Origin of the sequence: Spirillospora sp. CA-294931 (assembly GCF_050946795.1) — a bacterium.
In the GTDB taxonomy this organism is placed as follows: Bacteria; Actinomycetota; Actinomycetes; order Streptosporangiales; family Streptosporangiaceae; genus Spirillospora.
Genome location: NZ_CP192006.1, coordinates 5045548 through 5069118 on the forward strand (window position 1 = coordinate 5045548; position 23571 = coordinate 5069118).

Genomic DNA, 23571 nt, shown 5'->3' on the forward strand with positions numbered 1-23571 from the left:
ACATGTCATGATATCGATAATGGTTTTCATTCCTGCATGGAGAAGTGGATGACCGTTTCCTCTGACCTGGCCCGGATCTGGGGCGAACTGCTCGACCTGGACCCCGGCGCGATCGACGGCGACGCGAGCTTCCTGCGGCTGGGCGGCGACTCCGTGCTCACCGTGCGGATGTCGGCGCTGGTCCGCAGGAGGCTCTCGGTCGAGCTGGCGCTCTCGGACGTCACCGTGGAGATCACCCTGTCCGCGCTGGCCGACCTGGTGGAGCGCCGCTCCGGGGACGGCGGCGGCGCCCGCGCCCTGCCCGTCGACATCGAGCACCGCGCCGACCCGGGTGCCCCCTTCGCGCTGATGCCCCTCCAGCAGGGCTACTTCGTCGGCCAGCACGACGGCTGGGAGCTGTCCTACGACTCGGCGCACTTCTACGCCGACGTCGGCCTGGCCGGCATGGACCACGACGACGCCGAGGAGACCCTCACCGACGCGCTGGAGCGGCTGGCGCTGCACCAGCCGACGCTGCGGGCCCGGATCACCCCCGAGGGCCTGCAGTACGTGCTGCCACCGGACGCGCCGGGCGCCCTGCCGCGTCCGCGCGTCTACGACCTGCGCGACGCGGACGAGGCCGAGCGGGACGCGACGCTGGCGACGGTGCGGGAGGAGATGAGCACCCGCGGCCCCGACCCGTTGACCGGCCCGGGTCTCGACGTGCGGCTGAGCCTGCTTCCGGGCGGCCGGGGACGGCTGCACACCGCGATGAGCCTGATCGCCATGGACGGCTGGTCGGCCACCGTGCTCAACCGCGAGCTGCTGGCCCTGTCCGCCGACTGGAACGCCGTCCCGGCCCCGCTGGAGGTGGACTTCGGCGATTACGTGACCGCGATCGGGCGGCTGCGCCGGACCGGCGCGTGGGCCGCCGACCGCGACTGGTGGTGGGACCGGCTGGACGACGCCCCTCCCCCGCCCGCGCTGCCGCTGCGCGCCGACCCCCGCGACGTGGCGCCGCGGCTCATGGACACCCGCGACCGCCGCCTGGACGGTGCCCGCTGGGCCGCGCTGCGCGCCCGGTGCGCCGAGCACGGCGTCACGCCCTCGACGGCGATGCTCACCGCGTTCTCGGTCGTGCTGGCGCGCTGGGCCGGGCACCGCCGGATGCTGCTCAACACCCTCCAGCTCAACCGGCTGCCCCTGCACCCCGACATCCACCGGACCATCGGCGCCTTCGCCTCCACGATGCTGGTCCCGGTCGAGCTGGGGGCGGGCCTGACCTTCGCCGAGCTGGCGTCCGGGCGGCAGCGCGACTTCACCGAGCACTCCGCGCACAACCTGATCTCCGGGGTGGAGGTCTCGCGCGAGCTGGCCCGCCGGCGGGGGACGACCCGTCCCGTCGCCCCGGTGGTCTTCCAGAGCACGCTCGGGATGGACGCGACGATCGGCGAGCAGACCCGTTCGGCGGGCCCGCTGGGCGATCTGGACTTCGGCGACTTCTACCACCAGCTCCGCACCCCGCAGGTCTCGCTCGAGGCCCGGTTCTGGGAGATCGAGGGCGAGATGGCCTATGCCTTCTCGCTGGTCGGCGAGCTGTTCGCCCCGGAGGAGGTCGACGCGGCCTTCGACGCGCTCGCCGAGCTGATCGGCGCGCTGGCCGACGGTCCCGCCTGGGACCGCGTGGTCGAGCTGCCCGGCGCCCTCACGCCCGGGACGGCCGCCGAGCCGGTCCCCGTCGCCTCGGCCGTGGAGCCGGGCCCGCCCCGGGACACGCTGGAGCAGCGCGTCGCCGACCTGTGGGAGGAGATCCTCGACGTCCCCGTCCTGGACCGCGCCACCTCGTTCTTCGACCTGGGCGGCGACTCGCTGCTGGCCGTGCGCGCCCTGGCCCGCCTGGCCAAGGACACCGGCCTGGCCGTCGGCGTCCGCGACTTCCTGGACGCCCCCACCCTGGCGGGCCTCGCGGCGGCCGCCCGCGCGAACGGGAACGCATGACGACGATCGGGGTGCTCGGGGGCACGGGCGCGGTGGGCCGGGTGGCCGCCGACCGGCTGGCCTCCTGGGACGCCGGGACGATACGCGTCGGGAGCCGGAGCGCGGGCGTCGATCTGAACGACGACGCCGCGCTGCGGAAGTTCTGCGCGGGATGCGACGTCGTGGTCAACTGCGCGGGCCCGTCCTACCGGGTGCTCGACCGCGTGGCGCGCGTCGCCCTGGACGAGGGCGCGGGCTACGTGGACGCGGCCGGGTGCGACATCGACGCGGCCGGGGGCGTGGCCGTCCACGGGGCCGGAGTCATGCCCGGGCTGTCCGGCCTGCTCCCGCGCGTGCTGGCGCAGGACGGGCCGCTCACCCGGCTCGACATCTACATCGGGGGCGCCGCCGCGCTCGGGCCCGTCGCGGCCATGGACGTGCTGCTGACGCGCGGCCCGCGCTTCGGCGTCCCGCTGGCGGTCTGGCGGCACGGCGATGTGGTTCCGGGCGCGGGTCGTCCGGCGCGGGCGGTGTCGCTCCCGGGGTTCCCCGGACGCGTCCACGCCTGGCCCTACCTGTCGGCGGAGGCGGCCCGGCTGGCGGCCGAGCTGGGCGTCGATGAGCTGCGCAACCACACCGTGTACGGGGGCGAGGCGCTGCCCCGCGCCCTGGCGGAGGCGTGGGCCGACGAGGGAGAGCCGGGCGAGCGCCAGGTGGCGGCGGTCGTGGCCGCCGCCGAGGCCGACCTGGCCGAGGCGGGCCCGTCCTACACGATGCTCTTCCAGGCGGTGCCGTCGCGGCGGCTCGTGGTGCGGACCGAGGACCCCAACGGGCTGAGCGGCGTGGTCGCGGCGGCCGCCGCCCTCGACGTCCTGGCGGGACGGGTCCCGCCGGGCGCCCACGCGGCCGCCGACGTCATGGACGCCGCGCGCACGCTCGCGCTGCTGCGCGAGGACCCGCTGATCACCGCCATCGAGAGGAGCTGAACGGATGGACGAGCCGGGCTACGTCATCAACGCCCCCTACTACGAGCTGATCATTCCCACGGCGCACTGGGACTCCCTGGCGGCCGCCCTGGGCAAGCTGCTGGCGGGCGCGCGGACGGTCGTGGAGATCGGCGCCGGGACGGGCTACTTCACCGAAACGATGCTGCGCGACCTCGACGCCGAGATCGTCGCGATCGAGCCCGCGCGGGTGATGCGGGCGGCCCTGGTCACCCGGCTGGCCCGGATTCCCGAGGCCGGGACCAGGGTCACCGTTCTGGCCGAGGACGCGGCCGCCGCCGAGGTTCCCGGGCCGGTCGACGCGGTCGTCCTGCTCAACCTGGTCATGCATTTCGCGCCCGGCGAGCGCCGGGCCCTGTGGCGCAAATGGGCCTCGGCGCTGCGTCCCGGCGGGACGCTGGTGGTGGAGGCGCAGTACCCGCAGCGGGCCGAGCCGGTGGAGCCCGCCGTCCTGCCCGGCCGGACGCTGGGGCGCCGCAGGTACGAGGCCCGCACGCGCGCCGATGTGATCGGCCCGGACATGGTCCGCTGGGTGAACGCCTACCGGACCTGGGAGGGCGACCGGCTGGTCGCGGAGGAGGTCGCGGAGTTCGACTGCCATGTCGTGTCGGACGAGCGCCTGGCCGCCGAGCTCGCGGAGGCGGGACTCACCCCCGTCCCGGACGCGCCGGAGGGCGTCCATGCCTGGCGGCTATGACGCGAGCACCCGGCGCAGCTCCGCCAGCACCGCGTGCCGGTGCGGGACGAGGTAGAAGTGGTCGCCCGGGAAGACCTCCAGCCGGGTCTCGCGCCGGGTGGCGTGGCTCCACCGCGCCGCCTCCCCCGGAGTGAGGTCGGGGTCGTCCTCGCCGACGAACACCGTCACGGGGCAGTCCAGGGGCGGCAGCGCGCGGGGGCGGTAGGTCTCGATGAGCCGGTAGTCCTCGCGGACATAGGCGAAGATCATCGCCCGGAGCTCGGGGTCCGCCAGGACCTCCGGGTCGGTGGCCCCGAGGCGGGCCAGTTCGGCGTGCAGGGCGGCGTCGTCGCCCCGGTGGACGTCGCCGCCCTTCTCGTCGTGCGGCGCCTCGCGCGCCGAGGCCACCAGATGGACCGGTCCGCGCAGACCCCGGCGGGCCAGCTCGTGCGCGAGCTCGTAGGCGACGGTCGCGCCCATGCTGTGGCCGAACAGCGCATACGGGACGCCGGTCAGCGGCGCCACCGCGTCGGCGAGGGCGTGCACCAGCGCGTCCAGGTCGCGCGGCGCGGGCTCGCCCAGCCGGTCCTCGCGGCCCGGATACTGCACCGCGATCAGCTCGACCCCGGGAGGCAGCAGCTCGGCCCAGCCGAGGAAGGCGCTCGCGCCGCCGCCTCCGTGCGGGACGCAGATGAGCCGGAGCGCCGCGTCCGGGCGCGGGTCGAAGCGGCGTAGCCAGGGACCGAGTTCGTTCAGCACAATAGTCATGATAATCATTTTCACATGGAGTCCGACATGCACGATGTGATCGTTGTGGGCGGGGGCCCGGCGGGCCTCAGCGCGGCCCTGGTCTTCGGCAGGCAGCGGCGGCGGGTGCTGCTGATCGACGGAGGCAGCCCTCGCAACGCCCCCGCGAGCGAGATGCACATGTACCTGAGCCGCGACGGCTTCTCCCCGGCCCGCCTGCTGGAGCTGGGCCGCCGGGAGCTGGCCGCCTACCCCTCGATCGAGGTCCGCTCCGGCGTCGCGCTGAGCGCGAGCGGCGCCGTGGACGACTTCGCGGTCGTCCTGGCCGACGGCGACACCGTCCGCGCCCGGCGGCTCGTCCTGGCCACCGGGCAGGTCGACGAGCCCTACGACATCCCCGGCCTGGCCGAGCGGTTCGGCGTCAGCGTCTTCCACTGCCCCTTCTGCCACGGCTGGGAGACCACCGGCAAGTCGCTGGCCGTCCTGGCCTCCACTTCCCCGGAGGCGATGCTCGCCCTGTACGTCGCCGACCGGTTCAGCGACGACGTCGTCCTGTGCGCCCACGGGCCGCTGGAGCTGCCCGACGAGATCACCAAGCGGCTCGCCGAGCGGGGCGTCCGGGTGATCACCGAGCCCGTCACCGAGATCACCGGCGGGCTCGGGGAACTCGACCTTCGGCTGGCCGACGGCACCGTATTGCGGCGCGAGGCCATTTACCACCGCGCGCCGACCCGCCAGCACTCCGAACTGGCGGCCCAGCTCGGGTGCGAGATCCTCGACGACGGAACCGTGCGGGTCGACGAGCTGCAGCGGACCACCGTCCCGGGGGTGGCGGCGGCGGGTGACACCGCCAAGCTCCCGGCCGTCCCGGACGCCGCCACCCTGGTGTCGCTCGGCGCGGCCGACGGCGTCCGGGCCGCCCTCTGGATGGAGGGCGACCTGTTCCGCTCAAGCCTGGGTCTGGCGCCCCCCGCCTGAGCGGGCCACGAACAGGTGCAGACCCGCCGTGGCGAGCGGGTGGCCGGCGCGGGGAAGGGGGTCGGACGGGCGCAGGCCCGCGCCTTCCAGCTCCCTTCCCCACTCCTCGGCGGTGAGGAAGACACGGTCGGTGCCCGCTCTCGGGTCGGCCGGGGCCAGGCGCTCCTCGCCCGAGTGCGGCGACATGAGGAACTGCATCGAGGTGAGGATCGCGCGCAGCTCGCGGGTCGTCTCGACGAAGACCAGCAGGCCGCCCGGGACGAGCAGGTCCCCGATCCGCGCGAGCGTCGTCCGCAGGTCGCGGGCGTTGTGCAGGACGTTGGCCGCGAGCACGACGTCCAGGGAGCCCGGGGCGGCGCCCTGCCCGAGCACGTCGGCGTTGATGTCGAAGATCCCGAAACGCACGCCGGGACGGTCGCCGAAGCGCTCGCGTCCCAGCGACAGGAAGTAGCGGGACACGTCGGTGAACAAATAGTCGATCTCGCGCCCGGCCAGCGCGTCCAGCGCGTCGGCGGTCGTCCCGCCGACCCCGGCGCCCAGCTCCAGCACCCGCAGCGGCCCGGCGGCGGGAGTCACCTCGCGCAGCACCGCGGCGACCTCGGCGTTCAGGTAGCGGTTGACGGGGTTCTCCCGGTAGGCGCCGTCGGCGGTGCCGTTGTCCTCGTCGTCGAACAGCAGGGACTGCACCGCGAGGTCGTCGCGCAGCAGCTCGGGCAGCCGGGCCATGGCCGTGAGCATGAAGCGGGTGGTCTCGGCCGGATGACCGGCCTCCCGTCCGGCCTCGGCCAGGCCCTCGCCCGCGGCGGCGACCTCGCGCCGCGACACCGGGCGCAGCCCGCCGTAGCGGCCGCCGGGACCCCGGGTCAGCATCCCCTCCTCGGTCAGGACCTCCAGCCAGCGCCGCAGGATCCAGCGGTGCCGCCCCGACACCCGCAGCGCGTCGGCGATCTCCCCGGCGGTCATGGTGACGCTCTCGCGGGCCACGCCGGAGGCGCGCACCGTGCAGGCCATCGCGAGGAGCGCCACGTCCTCGAGCCGTTCGGAGAAGGTCGGCGGGCCCGCGACGGTGACGCCGACCGGCCGGCGCAGGACGCCGCGCACCACCTCCGCCAGCCGCCGCTCGACGAACGCGCCGAACGGCTCGTGCGCGGTGCCGCCGCCCGCGATCTGCGCCACCGGCACGGCCGCGGCCTCCGGCGGCGTGACCAGCGCCAGCGCCGACGGGTCGGACGGGTCGGCCACCACGGCGGCGCGGTCACCGGCGATCTCCCGCAGCCGGGCGGCCGGGACGCCCCGCTCCCAGCGGACCGGCCCCTCCTTCTCGCGCGCGGGCGCGTCGATCCGCAGGACGGCGTCGAAGCGGTAGCGGGTGAGCTCGGTGTCGGCGCGCATCGTCTTGGGGTGGACGCTCATGCGCACGTCGCGGCCGGTCTCGGCGGAGATCGCGGCGGCCAGCGAGGCCAGCAGCGGCGGGTCGAACAGCAGCTCGGCGTCGCGGGCGGCGCGCTCGGTCGCGCGGCGCTCGACCTCCTCCGGATCCGCCCCCGGGTTCTGGGCGCCTTCGACCCAGCGGCAGAAGTCCAGGAGCAGCCGCGCGTCCCTGACGTCGCCGATGATCACCGTCCCGCCGGGGGCGACGAGCTCGATGGCGTCGCACAGCACGGCGCGCAGGTAGTCGACCCCGGGGAAGCACTGGGTCACCGAGTTCACCACGACGCAGTCGGGCCTGCCGTTGGGGAAGCCCGCCGCGCCCAGCGCCTCCCCGACCCGCGGCGACCACACCTCGTGCGCCGCCGCGCGGACGAACGCGGTGCCGGGCTTGGCGGACTCGCTCAACCCCCGGACGGCCGCCTCGGCCACGTCGGCGCCGACGTACCCCTGGACATGGTCGCGCAACCGGTGCGCCAGCAGGCCCGTCCCGCAGCCGAGCTCCAGGATCCAGGCGGGACGCGTGCTCAGCACGAGATCGACGGTGTGGGCGACCCACTCGCGCATGTGCTCGGGCGGGAGCGGCGCGCCGGTGTCGGAGGCGCGCCAGCCGGACAGGTCCAGGTCCTCGGAGTGCCGTTCCTCGCCCTTGGAGTAGGTCCAGTCGTAGACCTCGCCCCAGTGCTCGAGGAACTCCTCCACCAGTCCACCCAGCACCGGCCGGACGGCCAGCGCGGCCTCGGCGGGCCGCACGACCACCCCGTCGCCGCCGGGCCCGATCCGGGCCTCCTCGATCCAGGGGTGGTCGCCCAGGCGCTTGAGTTCTTCGGTGTCAGCGGGCACGCTCATCGATCTCCGTTCGTACGAGGGCGCCTTCGCGCAGGCGCAGGACGCGGTCGGCGGCCGCCGCGACCGCCGGGTCGTGCGTGACCAGCAGCACCGCGAGGCCCTCGCGGCGCAGCCCGGCCAGCAGCCGCAGGACGCCGGCGGCGGTGGCGGCGTCCAGAGCGGCGGTGATCTCGTCGGCGAGCAGCACATCGGGCCCGGCCGCCAGCGCGCGGGCGACGGCGACCCGCTGCCGCTGGCCGCCCGACAGCTCGCCGGGACGCCGCCCGGCAAGCCCCGGGTCGAGCCCCACCCGGCCGAGCAGTCCGGGAACGTCGGCGCCCGGCAGGCGGGCCAGCGCCGTCCCGACCCGATGCACCGGGTTCAGCGCCCCGGCCGGGTCCTGCCCGACGAGCTGGACGGCCAGCAGGTCGTCGCGCCCGCGCCGCTCCAGCGGCCACGGGAGCGTCCGGCCGTGCAGGACGAGCGATCCGCGTTCGGGTGCCTCAAGCCCGGCCAGGGTGCGCAGCAGCGTGCTCTTCCCCGCACCCGAGGGACCGGTGACGGCGACCAGCTCGCCCCGGTGGAGCACCAGCTCGTCGACCTCCACCAGCCCGCCCCGCAGCCGCAGGCCCGTCGCCGTCAGCACCGGCTCGCCGCGGAGCCCGTCCTCCCTCCCGGCGGGCACGGCGTCGAGCCCGGGCGGCGTGAGGTCCACGGCCCGGTCGGCGATCCGGGCGACGAAGTCCCGGTCATGCGAGATCACCAACGTCACCGACCGCCCGTCCTCCCGGCGGCGCTCCACCGCGGCGACCACCAGATCGAGCGCCTCGGCGTCCAAGCCGCTGGTGGGCTCGTCCAGCACAAGCAACTCGGGCTCGGTGAGCAGGGCCCGCGCCAACGCGACCCGCTGCGCCTGACCCCCCGAAAGCCGCCGAGCCCGCCGCCCCCACAACTCCCCCGGGTCAAGACCAAGCGCCCCCAACGCGTCCCGGGCCCCGTCGTGACGGCGGCCGTCGAGGACGGCTGTGCCGACGGTGGAGAGGGGGTTGAGGGACGACGCCGGGTCCTGGTCGAGGAGGCCGACGTGGGTGCGGCGCCATCGCCGGGCGGCTCGTCCGGACGGGATCTCCCGGCCGTCCCAGCGGACGGTGCCGGAGCGCCGCAGGCCGGGCTCCAGCAGGTCGAGCATCGCCCGGACGGCGGTGGTCTTGCCGCTGCCGGACGGCCCGACGATCGCGACGACCTCGCCGGGCGCCGCGTGGAGGGTGAAGCCGGTGAGGATGGGCCGTCCGTCCGGGCCGGTCACGCCGAGCCTGTCGACGGTCAGGCCGGACGCCCCTTCCACGGGCACGGACGGTTCCGTGCGCCTGACCGGGCGCGGTCCGCGCCGGTAGGGCGTGACGAGCAGGGCGGCGGTCACGGCCAGCAGCGCCAGTGCCGTGGCGGGGGCCACCAGCGCCCACGGGTTCAGCCCGGCGCCCGGCAGGTTCTCGCGGAGCATCAGGCCCCAGTCGGGGGCGGGCGGCTCGGGTCCGAAGCCGAGCATCCCGAACGCGGCCACGAGATGGAGCGCCAGGACGAACCGCATCACCAGGTCGGCCGCGGCGCCCGAGGCCAGCGTCGGCAGCACCTCGCGGAGCAGGATCGCGGCGGCCGGTTCGCCGCGTCCCCGCGCGGCCTCGACGTAGCCCGCGCGGCGGGCGTCCCCGACCAGGTCGCGGGTGACGCGCAGGCCGAGCGGCGCTCCGCCGCACACGGTCGCGGCGACCACGGCGGCCTGGCCCGCGAGCGCGACGGCCAGTACCATCGCCAGCAGGAGGAACGGGACGGCGAGCAGGAGGTCGGCCAGGACGGTCAGCAGCCGGCCCGCCCGGCCGGTGCTCCAGCCCGCCGCGAGCCCGCCGCCGACGCCCACGAGGGAGGCGGCCAGGGCCGCGACCAGGGCGGTGAGGGTCAGGTCGCGGCCGCCCGCGAGCAGCCGCGACAGCACGTCGCGTCCGGCGTCGTCGGTGCCCAGCGGGGCTCCCGAGGACGGCGGCGCCCAGGGCAGCCCGATCGACGCCGCCGGGTCGTGGGGGGCGAACAGGCCGCCCAGGAAGATCGCGGCCAGCAGCAGCGCGGCCCACACCCTCATGCGCGCTCCTCCCCCAGCAGGTCGGCCAGGAGCAGGCCCGCCAGGACGGCGGCGGCCCCGAGCATCGCCACGGCCTGCACGACCGGGACGTCGCGGGTCCCGACGGAGCTGACCAGCAGCTCGCCCAGCCCGCTGTAGCCGAACAGGGTCTCCACGACCGCCGCCGCGGCCAGCAGGCCGCCCGTCACGATGGCCAGCACCCGCACGGCCGGGGCGACCAGGAACGGCAGCACATGGCGGACCGCGACCACGTGCGGCGGCAGGCCGCGCGCCACGGCCGAGGTCGCGTGCGGGCGGCGCACGACGTCGGCCACGGCCCCGCCCAGCAGGCCCGCGCCGAACGCCGCCGACGGGACGGCCAGCGCCAGCGTCGGCAGCACCAGGATCTCCGGATCCTCCAGCGGCGACCCGCCCGCGGGCAGGAGGGACACCGGCGGGAGCCAGGCCAGCGCGCCGGAGAAGATCGCCGCCAGGCCCGCCGCGAGCACCACCTGCGGCACCGCCGCCAGCCCGGTGACCAGCGCGGCCAGGCGCGGCGAGGTGCCCGCGGCCCAGGCGAGCAGCAGCATCAGCGGCGCGGTGACGGCCAGGGCGCAGCCCGCCAGGGTGAGCGTGGCGGGCAGCCGCTCGGCGACCATCCGGCCGACCGGGCGGTCGGTGACCAGCGACGCGCCCGCGTCCCCGCGCGCCAGCCCGGCCAGCCAGCCGGTGTAGCGGCGCCAGGCCGGGCGGTCGAGGCCGAGCCGGTCGCGCAGCTCGGCCTCCCCCACGGCCGTGGCGCTCCCGCCGGTGCGGGCGTCGGCGGCGTCCGACGGGAGCAGCTCGGTGGCGCCGAACACCGCCACCGACACCAGCAGGAGCACCACCGCCGCGCGCGCGACGGAGCCCAGGATCCGGGCGGTCACGACTTCAGCCGCACCCGCTCGATGAAGCAGCTCTCGAAGCCGGGGCCGGTGGGCAGCCCCTCCACCCGGGACGAGGACAGGTCGAGCCCGTCGCCGAAGCCCCAGACGACATAGCCGCCCTCGTCGCGCAGCCGCCGCTCCAGCGCGCCGAGCTGGTCGCGGCGCGACCCGGCGTCACCGGTGGCCAGGGCCTTGCCGAACCCCGCGTCCCAATCGGGGCGCTTCCAGGCGGTCTCGTTAGTGGGCGCGTCGCCCAGCAGCGAGACGCGGGCCATGTCGATGAAGGAGATGCCGCCGAAGAAGCCGGTGTAGAAGTCCTTCTTGCCGAAGACCTTGTACCAGTAGGTGTCCGGGGGCTCCATCTTGACGCGGACCCTGATCCCGGCGTCGCCGAGCTGGCGCGCGAAGAGCGTGGCGGCGGTGTCCATCCCCGGGTAGGACGTCGTCGTCGACAGGGTCAGGTCGAGCCCGCCCCCGTGCCCGGCCTGCTTGAGCAGGTCCCTGGCCTTGGCGATGTCGCGGGTCCGTTGCGGGACGCCCTCGGCGCCCGTCGGGGTGAGCAGGTCGTTGCCGACCTTGCCGTAGCCGAGGAAGACCTTGTCGAGCAGTTCCTTGCGGTCGGCGGCCAGCTTGACGGCCTCGCGGACGCGCGGATCGTCGAAGGGCTCGCGGTCCAGCCGCATGACGAAGGGGTATCGCAGCATCGCGGGACGGTGCACGACCTTCAGCTTCGGGGACGCCTCCGCCTGCCGGGCCGAGGAGGGGCTCACGCTCCCGGCCACGTCGGCCTGGCCGGACACGACGGCCTGGGCCCGCGCCTGCGGGTCGATCACCGCGCGCAGCTCGATGCGGCGGGTGCCGGGACGCGGCCCCCACCACTTGTCGTTGCGTTCGAGGATCGCGTGCTGCGGTGTGCCCCCGGTCATCCGGTAGGGCCCGGAGCCGACGGGCGCCTTGTCGAACTTCGCCGTGCCCTCGGGCACGACGAACGTGACCGACTCCAGCGCCTTGGGGACCTCCGCGTACGGCTCGGTGGTGACCAGCTCGACCGTCCTGTCGTCGACGGCCTTGGATTTGCCGAGGTCGAACATCTGCATCCGGCCGAAGTTCTCGGCGGCCTTCTGCTGGATGCGGCGCAGCGAGAACAGCACGTCCCCGGCCCGGACGGGTCGGCCGTCGGTGAACGTCACGCCGGAGCGGAGCTTGATCGTCCAGGTGGTGAGCTCGGCATCGGGGGCGAACGAGGCCGCGAGGCGGTTCTCGGTCGTGCCGTTCGGGCCCGGCTTGGTCAGCACGTCGTAGAGCAGCGCGAAGCGGATCAGGTCCGACTGGTTGCCGATGCCGCCGTGCGGGTCGTTGATCGCGGTGGCGGGGGCGCCGACCGCGACGTAGCGGAGGGTGTCGCCGCCCGAGGAGGCCGCGGCCCCGCCGTCGTCCCCGCAGCCGCTCAGGGCGGCCAGGGACAGGACGAGCGCGCCCGCGCCCGCGTGGAGGGATTTCATCGTCAGGGGGTTCCGTTCTTCGGTCGGAGACGCCGGAGCGTCGCGTTGATGAGCTCGGCCACCCGGGCGACGGCCGGGGGCCGCAGCAGGGTGTAGTGGTCGGCGTCGACGGCGTGGTCCTCGATCGGGCCGGCCAGGTGGGGCTCCCATCCCAGGGCGGGCACTCCGGGCGGGGTGTCGTCCACGCCCATGCCGATGCCGGAGTTGCGGGACGAGCGGCGCCCGGCGCGGATCAGCAGGGTCGTGACGTCCTTGTCGTCCAGCCGTCGCGGGACGTGGTCGGCCAGGCCGCGCAGGTGCCGGGCGAAGACGGCGACCTTCTCCCGGTCGCGCGGGCCGGGGACGGCGTCCTCGCCCAGCAGCCGCCGCGCCGCCTCGGCCTCGGCGGCCTCGGGGGTGGGCGCCTGGATCGCGGTGATGTGGGTCGGGTCGTTGGAGTCGACCATCAGCAGCAGCCGGACGCTCTCGCCCCGCTCGGTGAGCAGGCGCGCGACCTCCTGCCCCAGGCTGCCGCCCATCGACCAGCCGCCCAGCAAGTACGGCCCGGCCGACCGCCGCCGGATCGCCTCGGCGTAGGAGCGGGCCAGCTCGGTCAGGTCTTCGGATGCGTCCCCGTCGACGAGCCCGGGATCGGTCACGGCCACCACGGCGAACCGCTCGTCCAGCAGGCGCGACAGCTCGGCGTAGCACATGACGTCGCCGCCCGAGGGGTGCAGCAGGTAGAGCGTCTCGTCGCCGGTGCCGTCGCGCAGCGGGACGAGCGCGTCCTGGGTGGCGGCCCCGTCCCAGGCCGCGGGGTCGGCGGCCAGGCACCGCAGCCGGGCGACGTACTGGGCGAACACGCGGTCGACCTCGGCGGCGGGCAGGACGCCGTCCACGGCGTCCCACTGCACCAGCAGCTCGCCGCGCTGCACGAGGACCTGGTGGTCGAGCCAGGTCTGGGGCGTCTGGCTCAGCGCGTGCACCTGCTCGCCGACCCATTGGAGGTCGGCCTCGCCGCCGACCAGGTCCTCCAGGCCGAGCGCGCTGGTGAACACCACCGGCACCGCGCCGAGCTCGCCGGTGCGGGCCGCCCGCTCGCCGAACAGGTCCAGCGCCGAGTAGGCGCGGTGGTCCAGGTCGGCGAAGAGCCGCCGGTGCGCGGCGCGGACATGGTCGGCGAACGAGCCGGGCTCGCGGCGGTCCACCTCGTGGACGAGCAGCGAGGTGAAGTCGCCGACGACGGAGTCCACACCGGGATGGATCGCGGGCCGGTCGAACAGCGTGAGGGTCATGGAGAAGTGCGGGCTGCCCGACCATCCCGCCAGCGCCTCGGCGTAGGCGGCCAGGAACACGGCGGTCGGGGTCGCGCCCCGCCGCGCGGCCTCGGTGCGCAGCGCCTCCCACTCGGTGGGCCGGAGGCGGGCCGAGCGCCGGACGAACCGAGGACGCCCGGTGGGCTCGGACACCGGCAGCGGCGGCGGCCCGGGAAGGGTGTCGAGCCGGTCGCGCCAGTAGGCGGCGGCCCGCTTCCACTCCGCGCCGTCGCGGCCCGTCTCCATCGCCTGGACGCAGGCGGCGAAGTCGATCCCGATCTCCGGCAGCGGTGTGCCGGGGTCGCGGTAGAAGTGCCGCAGGTCGCGGTCGATGATCCAGTAGCTTCCGGCGTCGCAGATCAGCACGTCCACGCCGAGGAACAGCCGGACCCGGCCCTCGGGAAGCCGGGCCGCCTGGATCTGGACCAGCGGCCAGCGGTCCGGCGGGCCCGGGTCGCGCGAGACTCGGGCGCGCAACCGCGACAGCCGCTCGTCCCGCTCCTCCTCGCTCGCACCGCTCAGGTCGTGCACCCGGATCCGGTACGGCGGGACGCGGTCGAGCGTCCTCAGCCGCCCGTTCCCGGTGACGATGGTGCGGAGCATCGGGTGCCGGTCGATCACCGCCCGCCAGGCGGCCTCGTAGCGCGTCAGGTCCAGGTCGGGGCAGTCGTACTCCAGGTAGAAGTGGCACGGGATGTCCCCGAGCGCGTAACCGCCGCCGCGCCCGACCCAGTAGGCGTGCTGGACGCGGGTCATCGCGAACGTCCCGTCGGGCGACGTCCGCGCGGGCTCCGGCACCGGCTCGGGGGCGACCTGTCCGGTGTGGGCGGCCAGGAGTTCGGCGAGGCCGCCGACCGTGGGACGCAGCAGGAGGTCCCGGAGCCTGATCTCGGCGCCGTGGCTCTCGCGCAGGCGGGCCAGCATCCGCGTCGCCAGCAGCGAGTGGCCGCCGAGGGCGAAGAAGTCGTCGTCGGCGGAGGACACGGGGGTGCCGAGCAGGTCGGTCCACACGTCGGCGACGGCCCGCTCGGCGGGTTCGAGACCGGTGGCGGACGACGCGCGCCCGGGCCGGGAGTAGGACGCGGCGGCCCGGCGTTCGCGCAGGTCGGTGGCCGAGACCGCCACGACGGGCGGCAGCGCGCCCGACCGGCGGCTGGCCAGCACCCGGTCGAGCGCCGCAAGGCCGGTCGAGACGTCCAGGGCGTGCGCCGGGCGAATCTCGGCGTCCCGGGCGGCCCAGGCGTCCCACAGGACGCTGACCCACCGCGTGCCCGGCTCCCGGTCGAACGCGCGCGCCTCGGCGAGCGCGTCGAGGTAGCGGTTGGCGGCGCAGTACGGGCCGGTGCCGATGCCGCCGACCAGCGTTCCCGCCGACGACATCAGCACCACGGTGGACGGGCGGCGCCCGGCGGGCAGCGCGTCGATCGCGGCCCGCAGCGCCAGCGCGCCCTCGATCTTGGCGGCCACATGGCCGGTCACGTGCGGCTCGCCGACGCGGCGCAGCGGTTCGAGGTCGGCGGTGCCGACCACGCCCGCCGCGTGCACGACCAGCGCGACGGGCGCCTCCCCGGCCAGCTCGGCCAGCAGCGCCGTGGTCGCGGCCGGGTCGGCGGCGTCCACCCGCCTGACGTCGAGGCCGTCGTCGGTCCGTCCACGGGAGGTGACCACGACGCGCAGGCCCTGACGGGTGAGATGCGCGGCGACGGCGCGGCCGACCTCACCGAGACCGCCGGTGATCAGCGCGATGTCCCCGGCGCGGAACGGGCGTTCCCCGTCCGGCGCCGGACGCCACGCGCGGATGTCCCGGACCCAGCGGACACCGCCGCGCAGCGCCACCTCGGCTCCCGAGTCGCGCGCGGCGGCCGCCTCGGCGAGGACGGCCGGGACCAGCGGCGTCCTGGCGTCCAGGTCGAGCGTCCGCCACCGCAGGCCCGGGTGCTCCTGGGCCAGGACGCGGGGCAGCGCGAGGGAGGCCGCCACGGCCGGGTCGGGCCGATCGGAGCTCTCGACGCGCTGCGCCGAACGGGTGACGTGCAGCAGCAGGCCGGGCGGGCGTTCGTTCCCGGCCAGCACGGCGGCGAGCGCGGCCCGCGCGAGCACCTCCTCCACGACGCCGTCGTGGGCGAGCGTGACCACGCCGTCCCACGGGCCCGGACCGGCGTCCTTGAGCGCGACCGCGTCCGCCCCGGCGGCCGCCATGGCCTCGGCGACCGGTGCCTCGTCGGGTCCCGCCACGAGCCAGCGTCCCGCCAGGCGGCCCGGCGGGTCGAGCGGGACGGCCTGGTCCCAGACCGGCACCTGGAGCGGCTCACCCTCGTCGATCTCCTGGCTGCGGGCCCGCTGCGGCGGCGGGTCGATCCACAGGCGGCGGCGCTGGAAGGCGTACCCGGGGGCGGCGACCCGTCTGCGTCCCGGGTGGTGCATCGCCGCGAAGTCGACGTCCACGCCGTGCGCCCACAGATGCCCGGCGGCGGCACGCAGGGCCGTCAGGTCGTCCTCGCCCTCCTCGGCCGCGAGGCAGGGCAGGGCGGACAGGCCGTGGCGGCGCGCCAGGCCCGCCAGCGCCGCGCCCGGCCCGACCTGGAGCACCAGCGCGGAGTCGCCGGCGGCCGTGCGCAGGGCCCGCGAGAATCGCACGGGCTCGCGCAGCTGCGCGGCCCAGTACTCGGCGGTGGAGTACTCGCCGGTGACGGCCTCGCCGGTCAGGGTGCTGATCAGCGGGATCGCCGGGATCGCCGCGCGCACTCCGCTCGCGGCCTTGCGCATCGCCGCGAGCGCGGGGTCGACCAGCCGCGAGTGCGCGGCCACGTCGTAGCGCAGGCGGGACGGTTCGCGCCCGGCGGCGCGCAGCTCGCCTTCCAGCGCTTCGATGGCGGCGTGCGGCCCGGACACCACGCAGGCGTCCGGCGCGTTGACGGCGGCCAGGTCGAGCGCGGGGTGCCGGGCCAGAAGGGCGAGCGTTTCGTCTTCGCCGAGCCGCACGGCCAGCATCGCGCCGTCCCCGGCCGCGCGCGCCATGGCGGTGGACCGCACCGCGATGAGCCGCGCCGCGTCCTCCAGGGGCAGCGCGCCCGCGACGACCGCCGCCGCGCACTCGCCCAGGCTGTGGCCGAGCACCGCGTGCGGCGCGACGCCCCACGCGGCCAGCAGCCGGGCCGTGGCGAGCGAGACGGCGAACAGCGCGGGCGGGCCGTGCACGGGTCCGTGAGCGCGCGCGGTGTCTCCGGTCTCGTCCAGGATCACCGCGCGGACGTCGTGCCCGAGCAGCTCGCGGAAGAGCCCGGCGCACTCGTCCACGCACGCGGCGAAGACCGGCTCGGCCTCGTAGAGCGCGGCGCCCATCCCGGGACGCGCGCTGCCGCCGCCGGAGAAGGCGAACACCAGCCGGGGCGGCGCCGTGACCGGACCCGCCGGGACGGCGGTGCGCAGCGCCTCGCCGAGGTCGGCGCCCGGCACGACCGCGAGCCGGTGCGCGAAGTGCTCGCGTCCGGTCTGGAGCGTGTACGCGAGGTCAGCGTCACCCTCGACCATCCGCGCCAGGTCCGCCGCGGTGTCGCGCAGCGCCTCGCGGCTGTGCGCCGACAGCACGATCGGGTGGGGCCGCAGGTCGGGAACCGCGGCCGGACGATCCGGGGCCGGGCCGACGATCACATGGGCGTTGGTGCCGCCGATGCCGAAGGAGCTGACCCCGGCCAGCTCGGGCCCGTCCCACGGCCGGGTCTCGGTGACGATCTCGAAGGGGGACCCGGCCAGCCCGAGCAGCTCGTTGACGGGCCTGGCGTGCAGGGTGGCGGGCAGCGTGCCGTGCCGCACGGCCAGCACGGTCTTGATGAACGAGGCGATCCCGGCGGCGGCGTTGGCGTGGCCGATGTTGCTCTTCACCGACCCCAGCCCGCACCAGGCGGGCCCGGACTCGCCGAACACCCGGCGCAGCGCGGCGACCTCGATCGGGTCGCCGATCCGGGTGGCGGTGCCGTGCGCCTCGACGTACCCGATGCGGCGCGGATCGGCGCCCGCGACCGCGTGCGCCTCGGCGATCACCCGCGCCTGCCCGGCCATCGACGGCGCGGTGAAGCCCGCCTTGGCCGCGCCGTCGTTGTTCACGGCCGAGCCGTGCACGACCGCGAGCACCGGGTCGCCGTCGTCGAGCGCGTCGCGCAGGCGGCGCAGGACGACGGCCCCGGCGCCCTGGGTGTAGACGATGCCCGAGCCCTCGGCGGAGAAGGCGCGGACGCGGCCGTCGCGCGAGTAGATGCCGTCGGCGACCGAGAGGAACCCCCGGCCCTGCGGGACGATCAGCGAGACCCCGCCCGCGAGCGCGGTGTCGCACTCCCCCGCGACCAGGGACTGCGCGGCGACGTGCACGGCGACCAGCGAGGTGGAGCACGTGGTGTTCAGCGCGACCGCCGGGCCCGTGAGGTTCAGGCGGTAGGCCGTCTGGAGCGGGAGGTAGTCGGTCTGGGTGGCGATGGCGGTCTGGAGGCTTCCCGTGGGGTCGGCGCCGCCGCCGGTGGGGTCCCAGCGGTCGTGCAGGTTGCTCGCCAGGTACGCGCTCTGGGCCGATCCGGCGAACACGCCGACCGACCCGGCGCCGCGTCCGCCGCCGTGCCCCGCCCGCTCCAGCGCGCGCCAGGCGCACTCCAGGAACAGCCGGTGCTGCGGGTCGAGCAGCGCCGCCTCGGCGTCGGCCAGGCCGAACGGCTCGGGGTCGAAGAGCTCCTGGCCCTCGATGAGCCCGGCGACGGGCACGTAGGACGGGTCGCGGCGCAGCCCGCGGGGCACGCCCCGCTCGGCGAGCTGGTCGTCGGTGAGCCGGGTCAGGCCCTCGCGCCCCTCGGCCAGCAGCTCCCAGAAGGTATCGGCGTCGGGCGCGCCGGGGAACCGGCAGGCCAGCCCGGTGACGGCGACGGCGGTGTCGAGGTCGGTCATCGGACGGCCTCGGCGGCCTTCTGGCGCGCCCGGCGCCGGTTCTCCGCGCGCCGCGCCGCCGTGTCCGGCTCGGGCTCGGCCGCCGGGGCCGGGGCTGCGTCCGGCGCCCGGCCGCGGTCGGCGATCAGGGACGCCAGCTGGCGGACGGTGGGACGGGTGAACAGGTCGACCACCGACAGCTCGGGGTCGAGCGCCTCGACCAGCCGGGCGTGCGCGCGGACGAGCGTCAGCGACGTGGCACCCAGGCGCAGGAAGGGGGTCTCGGCGTCGATCGGCGCCCCGCCGAGCAGCTCGCTCAGCGTCCGCGCGATCACCCGCTCGATCTCGGGATCGGGCCCGGCCTCCGCCCGGGGGGCGGGAGCGGACACGGGTGCCGTCGCGGGAACGGGTGCGGGCATGGGCGCCGAGGGCTGTCCCGCGATGACGTTCAGCTCGATCAGCCCGTCGGCGGGCAGCCGCTCGCGCAGGGACAGGCCCTGGCCCGCCGCCGCCGACGAGAGCCGTCCGGCCCACTCGCCCGCCGCCGTGAGCGCGCGGGCGGGGGTGAGCGTGCCGCCGGAGATGCGGACGGACACGTCCAGCCCGTCCTCGCCCGCCCGGCGCAGCAGGAACGCCAGCGGCTCCTCGTCCGTCCGGGGGGCCTCCGCGCGGGGCGCGGGTTCCGGCGCCCGGACGGCGGAGCGGTCGTAGGGGTTCGGCAGGGCCTTGTAATCGATCTTGCCGTTGGCGGTGACCGGGAACCCGTCCCGCCACAGGATGCGGCTGGGGACCATGTAGTCGGGCACGCGCGTCCGCAAATGGGTGATCAGGGCCTCGTCGGAGGGGCGGTCGGCGGGGTCGGCGGCGACCATGTGCGCGACCAGCCGGGGGCGGTCGTCGGGCCCGCGCACCGACAGCGCCACCGACTGGCGCACGCCCGGCGCCCGGTTCAGCGCCGACTCCACCTCGCCGAGCTCGATCCGGTGCCCCCGGATCTTGACCTGGCGGTCCAGGCGGCCGAGGAACTCGATGGTCCCGTCCGGGCGCCAGCGGCCGAGGTCGCCGGTGCGGTACAGGCGGCGGCCGAGCACGGGGTGGGTGACGAACCGCTCGGCGGTCTGCCGCGCGTCGCCGATGTAGCCCCGGGCCAGGCCGTCGCCGCCGATGTGCAGCTCGCCCGGCTCCCCGACTGGCGCGGGGCGTCCGCGCGAATCGAGGATGTGGAACGTCTGGCCGCGCAGCGGGCGGCCGTAGGGGATGCTGGGCCAGGCCGGGTCGACCTCGCCGATCGGGTGGCAGATCGACCAGATCGACGCCTCGGTGGCGCCGCCGAGGCTCACCACCTGGGCCTCGGGGGCGAGCGCCCGGATCTTGTCCGGCAGCGTGACCGGGATCCAGTCGGCCGACAGGAACACCAGCCGCAGCGGGGCGAGCACCGCGCGGGCGCGCTCGGGCTCGATCTCGGCGTACTCGACCAGCATCTCCATCAGCGCAGGCGCGGTGTTCCAGACCGTGACCCGGTGCCGCTCCATCAGGTCGAGCCAGTGCCCCGGGTCGCGCTGCCGTCCCGCCTCGGGCAGCACCACGGCGGCGCCGGTGCCCATCACCCCGAAGACGTCGTGCACCGACAGGTCGAAGCTGAACGCCGAGAGCCCCAGCACCCGGTCGTCCGGGCCGACCGGGAAGCGGTCGATCAGGTCGTCGATCGTCGTGCGGGCGGCCCGGTGCTCGATCGCCACGCCCTTGGGACGTCCGGTCGAGCCGGAGGTGAAGATGACGTAGGCCAGCTCGTCGGGAGCGGCCCGCCGGGGCGGGGTGCCCTCGTCCCCGGCCTGGCCGGGGGTCAGGACGCGGACGCCGGACGGCCAGACGACCGCCGACCCCTCCGGGACGAGGGCGAGCCTGATCCCGGCCTGCTCGCAGACCGACGCGACGCGGCTCGCGGGCCACGACGGCTCGACCGGGACGTAGCCCGCCCCGCTCGCGCACACGCCGAGCAGCGCGGTCACCTGCTCGATGCCCTTGTCGAAGGCCACCGCGACGAGGTCGCCAGGGCCGGCGCCCGCCGCGGTCAGGGCCGCGCCGATGCGGCCGGTGCGCTCGGCCAGCTCGCCGTGGGTGAGCCCGCCGGCGGAGTCGAGCAGGGCGGCGTTGCCGGGCACGGCCTCGGCGGCGGCGCGCAGCGGGTCGTCCAGCCGGGGCCCTGCGTCGCCGAAGGGGCGGCACTCCAGCGGCTCCTCGGGCAGGAAGGTGGGGTCCCAGCCCAGGCCCGGATCGTTCCACGCCTCGGGCTCCGCCGCGAGGCGCCGCAGCAGCCGCAGGTGGGCGTCGCGCATCCCGGCCACGAAGCCGTCGGCGAACGCGCCGTCGGCCGAGTCCCAGGCGACGCGGAGCCGCCCGCCCTCGTCGTGGACGATGTGGTCGAGCGCGACCTGCGGGGTCTGCGAGATCCCGAAGACCTCCTCGCCCAGCCACTCCGCCGGGGACCGCTCGGGGTCGGACAGGCCGATCCCGCTGGTGAAGACCACGGGGTGGGCGGGGGTCAGGTCGGTGGCGTCGGCGTCGCGCAGCACCTCGACGCCCGAGACCGCGCGGTGGTCCATGTCCGTCCAGAACCGGCGGTTCACCCGGGTGGCGAAGTCGTCGAAGGTGCTGTCGGGCTCGGGCACCTCGACCAGGATCGTGGAGGTGAAGTCGCCCACCAGGTGGCGCAGCTCGGGGTCGTCCGGGCGGTCGAACAGGGTGGTGTTGAGGCAGAAGGGCCCGCCCGCGCCCCAGCGCGACAGGACGAGCCCGAACGCCGCGAGCAGCACTCCGGTAGGGCTCAGACCGCGCTCGGCGGCGCGCTCGCGCAGCGCGGCCCACTCGGCGGCGGTCAGCTCGGCCGCGTCGCGGGTGAAGCGGTGCGAGCGCAGCTCGGCCAGGTCGGTGGCCCACGGCAGCCGGGGCCCCGGGGGCAGGGTGGCGGCCCGGTCCTGCCAGTACGCGCGGTCGCGGTCCTTGCGGCCCGCCTCGGCGGGGTCGGCGGCCCGGCGCTCGACCAACTCGGCGAAGGTGAGCGGCGCGGACGGCAGCTCGATGCCGGGGTCGGCGACCACGGCGCCCCACTCGGCGAGGATCTGCATCCATCCGGCCAGGTCGAGCGCCATGACGTCGATGCCCAGCAGCAGGCGCGTCGTGCCGCCGGGCAGCAGCGCCGCGCGGACGTCGAACAGCGGCCAGCGGGAGGCGTCGCGCACCTGGTGGGAGCACGTGTGGCGCAGCTCGTCCAGCCGGGCCCGCACCCGCTCGGGCGCGGCCCGCCGAAGGTCGTCGACCGGGATGTCGTAGGTGTCGACCTCGGGCAGGACGCGCTGGCGCCCTTCGCCGTCGATGACCATGCGCAGCATCGGGTGGTGCTCGACCAGCCGGTTCCAGGCGGCGCCGAGCCGGGCCAGGTCCTTCTCCGGCCCTTCCGGGCCCGGGACGCGGTCGTATTCGCGGTAGTAGAACGTCGCCACTCCCCCGAGCGGGAAGGCGGGGTCGCGGCCGATCCAGTACGCGGTCTGCAACGGGGTCAGCGGGAAGCCCGCGTCCGGCTCCGGCTCACCCTCGCCGGGCTCCTGGACGCCGGCCGCGACGCTGCGGACGGTGGCCGCGCCGAGGAAGGCGGTCAACGGGAGGTCGAGCCCCAGATCGCGCAGGCGCCGCCGCAACCGGACGGCGGTGAAGGACTCCAGTCCCAGCACGGTCAGCGCCGTGTCGGGATCGACCGCGTCGAGCGGGAGGCCGAGGATCTCGGCGACCACCTGCGCGACCTGGTCGACCGGGACCGGCGCGGAGGAGGACGGCACGTCACGCATGGGGCTCCTTGGAAAGGCAGGGGCGAGAACGATAATGATAACCATATCCCCACATTGCGGACGGATGCGGCCATCACGGCGCCGCGTGACGCGAAACGGGAAGGGCGGTGGCGGGCTGTCAGCCGGAGGCGGTGGTGGGCTCGGCCACCAGGGCGGCCCAGCGCGGGCCGATGTCGTCCAGGTCGTAGGCCTTGGAGGCGACCAGCGCCCCCTCGCCCAGGCGGTCGCGCAGGCCCGGGTCCTCGATCAGCTCGCGCAGGGCCTCGGTGAGCCGCGCGACGTCCCCGGGCGGCACGAGCAGGCCGTCCGTACGGTGGGTGATCATCTCGCCCGGGCCGGTCGGGCAGTCGAACGCCACGACCGCCAGTCCCTTGGCCATCGCCTCGATGACCACCATCGGCATGCCCTCGTGGCGCGAGGACAGCACGAAGATCGACGAGCGGACCATCTCGCCCGGCAGGTCGGGCGTGCGGGGACGCAGCTCGACGCGGCCCTCCAGCCCCAGCTCGGTGATCATCGCCCGGAGCCGCGCCCGCTTGCGCCCGGACCCGAAGATCCGCAGCGTCCAGTCCGGGTGCTCGCGGGCCAGCGGCTCGTAGGCGCGCAACAGCAGGTCGAAGCCCTTCTGGCGGGTCAGGCGGCCCGCGGCCAGGATCGTCTTGCGGTCGCGCGGCGAGGGGTTCCCCGGCGGGACGGGCAAGGCGTTGGGTATCCGCACCACCCGGGTGCGCGTGCCCGTCAGAAGGTCCTCATAGTCCTGCCGGGACCGCTCGGTGAGCACGGTGACCACGGTCAGCCCGCCGTAGCAGCGGGCGATCTCGGCGCGCAGCCCCGGGCGGTAGGACGGCAGGTTCATGTGGTCCTGGCCGATCGTGGCCACCCGGCGGGTCGTGAGCGCGGCGGCGAGCAGGTTCAGCGAGGGCCGGGTGCCGATCAGCACGTCCGGCGTCCGGCGGCATAGCGCGCGCACGAGCCGGAGGTCGGAGTAGAGGCTCATGGCGCGGAAGGTGGCGTCCTCCCCCGGGGTGAGCAGGCTGGGCAGCTTCGCCAGCCAGCCTCCGCCGCCGGAGTCGGCGAAGGAGATCTCGACACCGGGCGGAAGGGAGAAGAAGGCGGACTCGCGGCGGCGCACCACGCTGACGATCTCGACGTCGGCGTCGCGGGCCAGATGGCCGCACACGTTGAGGACGGTGCGGATCGTCCCGCCCGTCCCGTAGGCGTGCTGGAGCAGGACCCGGACCCGCGGGCGCCCGCCCGCCGGGCGCGGCCGCAGCCGCCACGACGTCACCACGACCGCGCGGACGCACCGGAGCGCGACCCGGCGCACGGCGCGGTGTGCCAGCCGCTGCGCCCTTCTGCCTTTCATCC

At 75.9% G+C, this 23571-nt stretch carries 12 protein-coding genes; 4 read left to right on the forward strand and 8 right to left on the reverse strand.

Annotated elements, in window-relative coordinates; translation table 11 throughout:
- Positions 1-48 precede the first annotated feature (48 nt).
- Genes ACQPY4_RS22775 through ACQPY4_RS22785 form a run of 3 tightly spaced genes read left to right on the forward strand, consistent with a single transcriptional unit; the run spans position 49 to position 3657 of the window.
- Positions 49-1977, forward strand: a complete 1929-nt coding sequence (locus ACQPY4_RS22775) for a phosphopantetheine-binding protein (RefSeq protein WP_433323775.1) — start codon at positions 49-51, stop codon at positions 1975-1977.
- Entirely contained in the window at positions 1974-2942 is a 969-nt protein-coding gene (locus tag ACQPY4_RS22780; protein ID WP_433323777.1) for an NAD-dependent epimerase/dehydratase family protein, read from the forward strand. Before ACQPY4_RS22775 ends, ACQPY4_RS22780 begins: the two co-directional genes overlap by 4 nt.
- A gap of 4 nt (positions 2943-2946) precedes the next feature.
- Positions 2947-3657, forward strand: coding sequence for a class I SAM-dependent methyltransferase (locus ACQPY4_RS22785; RefSeq protein ID WP_433323779.1), 711 nt, complete (start codon positions 2947-2949; stop codon positions 3655-3657).
- Here ACQPY4_RS22785 and ACQPY4_RS22790 read toward each other — a convergent pair.
- Positions 3652-4404 carry a thioesterase II family protein gene (locus ACQPY4_RS22790; RefSeq protein WP_433323781.1) on the reverse strand — a complete coding sequence of 251 codons (753 nt, stop codon included), beginning with the start codon at positions 4402-4404 and terminating at the stop codon, positions 3652-3654. The two genes, ACQPY4_RS22785 and ACQPY4_RS22790, sit on opposite strands and share 6 nt — an antisense overlap.
- Positions 4405-4431: 27 nt before the next feature.
- Between ACQPY4_RS22790 and ACQPY4_RS22795 the strand changes: the two genes are divergently transcribed.
- Entirely contained in the window at positions 4432-5361 is a 930-nt protein-coding gene (locus tag ACQPY4_RS22795; RefSeq protein ID WP_433323783.1) for an NAD(P)/FAD-dependent oxidoreductase, read from the forward strand.
- Here the strand turns inward: ACQPY4_RS22795 and ACQPY4_RS22800 are convergent.
- The 7 genes from ACQPY4_RS22800 to ACQPY4_RS22830 form a co-directional block, all read right to left on the reverse strand.
- Positions 5332-7638, reverse strand: coding sequence for a methyltransferase (locus ACQPY4_RS22800; protein ID WP_433323785.1), 2307 nt, complete (start codon positions 7636-7638; stop codon positions 5332-5334). The two genes, ACQPY4_RS22795 and ACQPY4_RS22800, sit on opposite strands and share 30 nt — an antisense overlap.
- Positions 7622-9751: an ATP-binding cassette domain-containing protein gene (locus ACQPY4_RS22805; protein ID WP_433323787.1), complete on the reverse strand. Its 2130-nt coding sequence runs from the start codon at positions 9749-9751 to the stop codon at positions 7622-7624. The genes ACQPY4_RS22800 and ACQPY4_RS22805 overlap by 17 nt, the downstream gene beginning before the upstream one ends.
- Positions 9748-10656, reverse strand: coding sequence for an ABC transporter permease (locus tag ACQPY4_RS22810; RefSeq protein ID WP_433323789.1), 909 nt, complete (start codon positions 10654-10656; stop codon positions 9748-9750). The genes ACQPY4_RS22805 and ACQPY4_RS22810 overlap by 4 nt, the downstream gene beginning before the upstream one ends.
- Positions 10653-12158, reverse strand: coding sequence for an ABC transporter substrate-binding protein (locus tag ACQPY4_RS22815; RefSeq protein WP_433323791.1), 1506 nt, complete (start codon positions 12156-12158; stop codon positions 10653-10655). The genes ACQPY4_RS22810 and ACQPY4_RS22815 overlap by 4 nt, the downstream gene beginning before the upstream one ends.
- Positions 12159-12160: 2 nt before the next feature.
- Positions 12161-18382: an SDR family NAD(P)-dependent oxidoreductase gene (locus ACQPY4_RS22820; RefSeq protein WP_433323793.1), complete on the reverse strand. Its 6222-nt coding sequence runs from the start codon at positions 18380-18382 to the stop codon at positions 12161-12163.
- Positions 18379-22203 (reverse strand): amino acid adenylation domain-containing protein, encoded by a 3825-nt coding sequence (locus ACQPY4_RS22825; protein WP_433323795.1) that lies wholly within the window; start codon positions 22201-22203, stop codon positions 18379-18381. Before ACQPY4_RS22825 ends, ACQPY4_RS22820 begins: the two co-directional genes overlap by 4 nt.
- A 118-nt stretch (positions 22204-22321) precedes the next feature.
- Positions 22322-23569 carry a glycosyltransferase family 4 protein gene (locus ACQPY4_RS22830; protein WP_433323797.1) on the reverse strand — a complete coding sequence of 416 codons (1248 nt, stop codon included), beginning with the start codon at positions 23567-23569 and terminating at the stop codon, positions 22322-22324.
- Positions 23570-23571 lie beyond the last annotated feature (2 nt).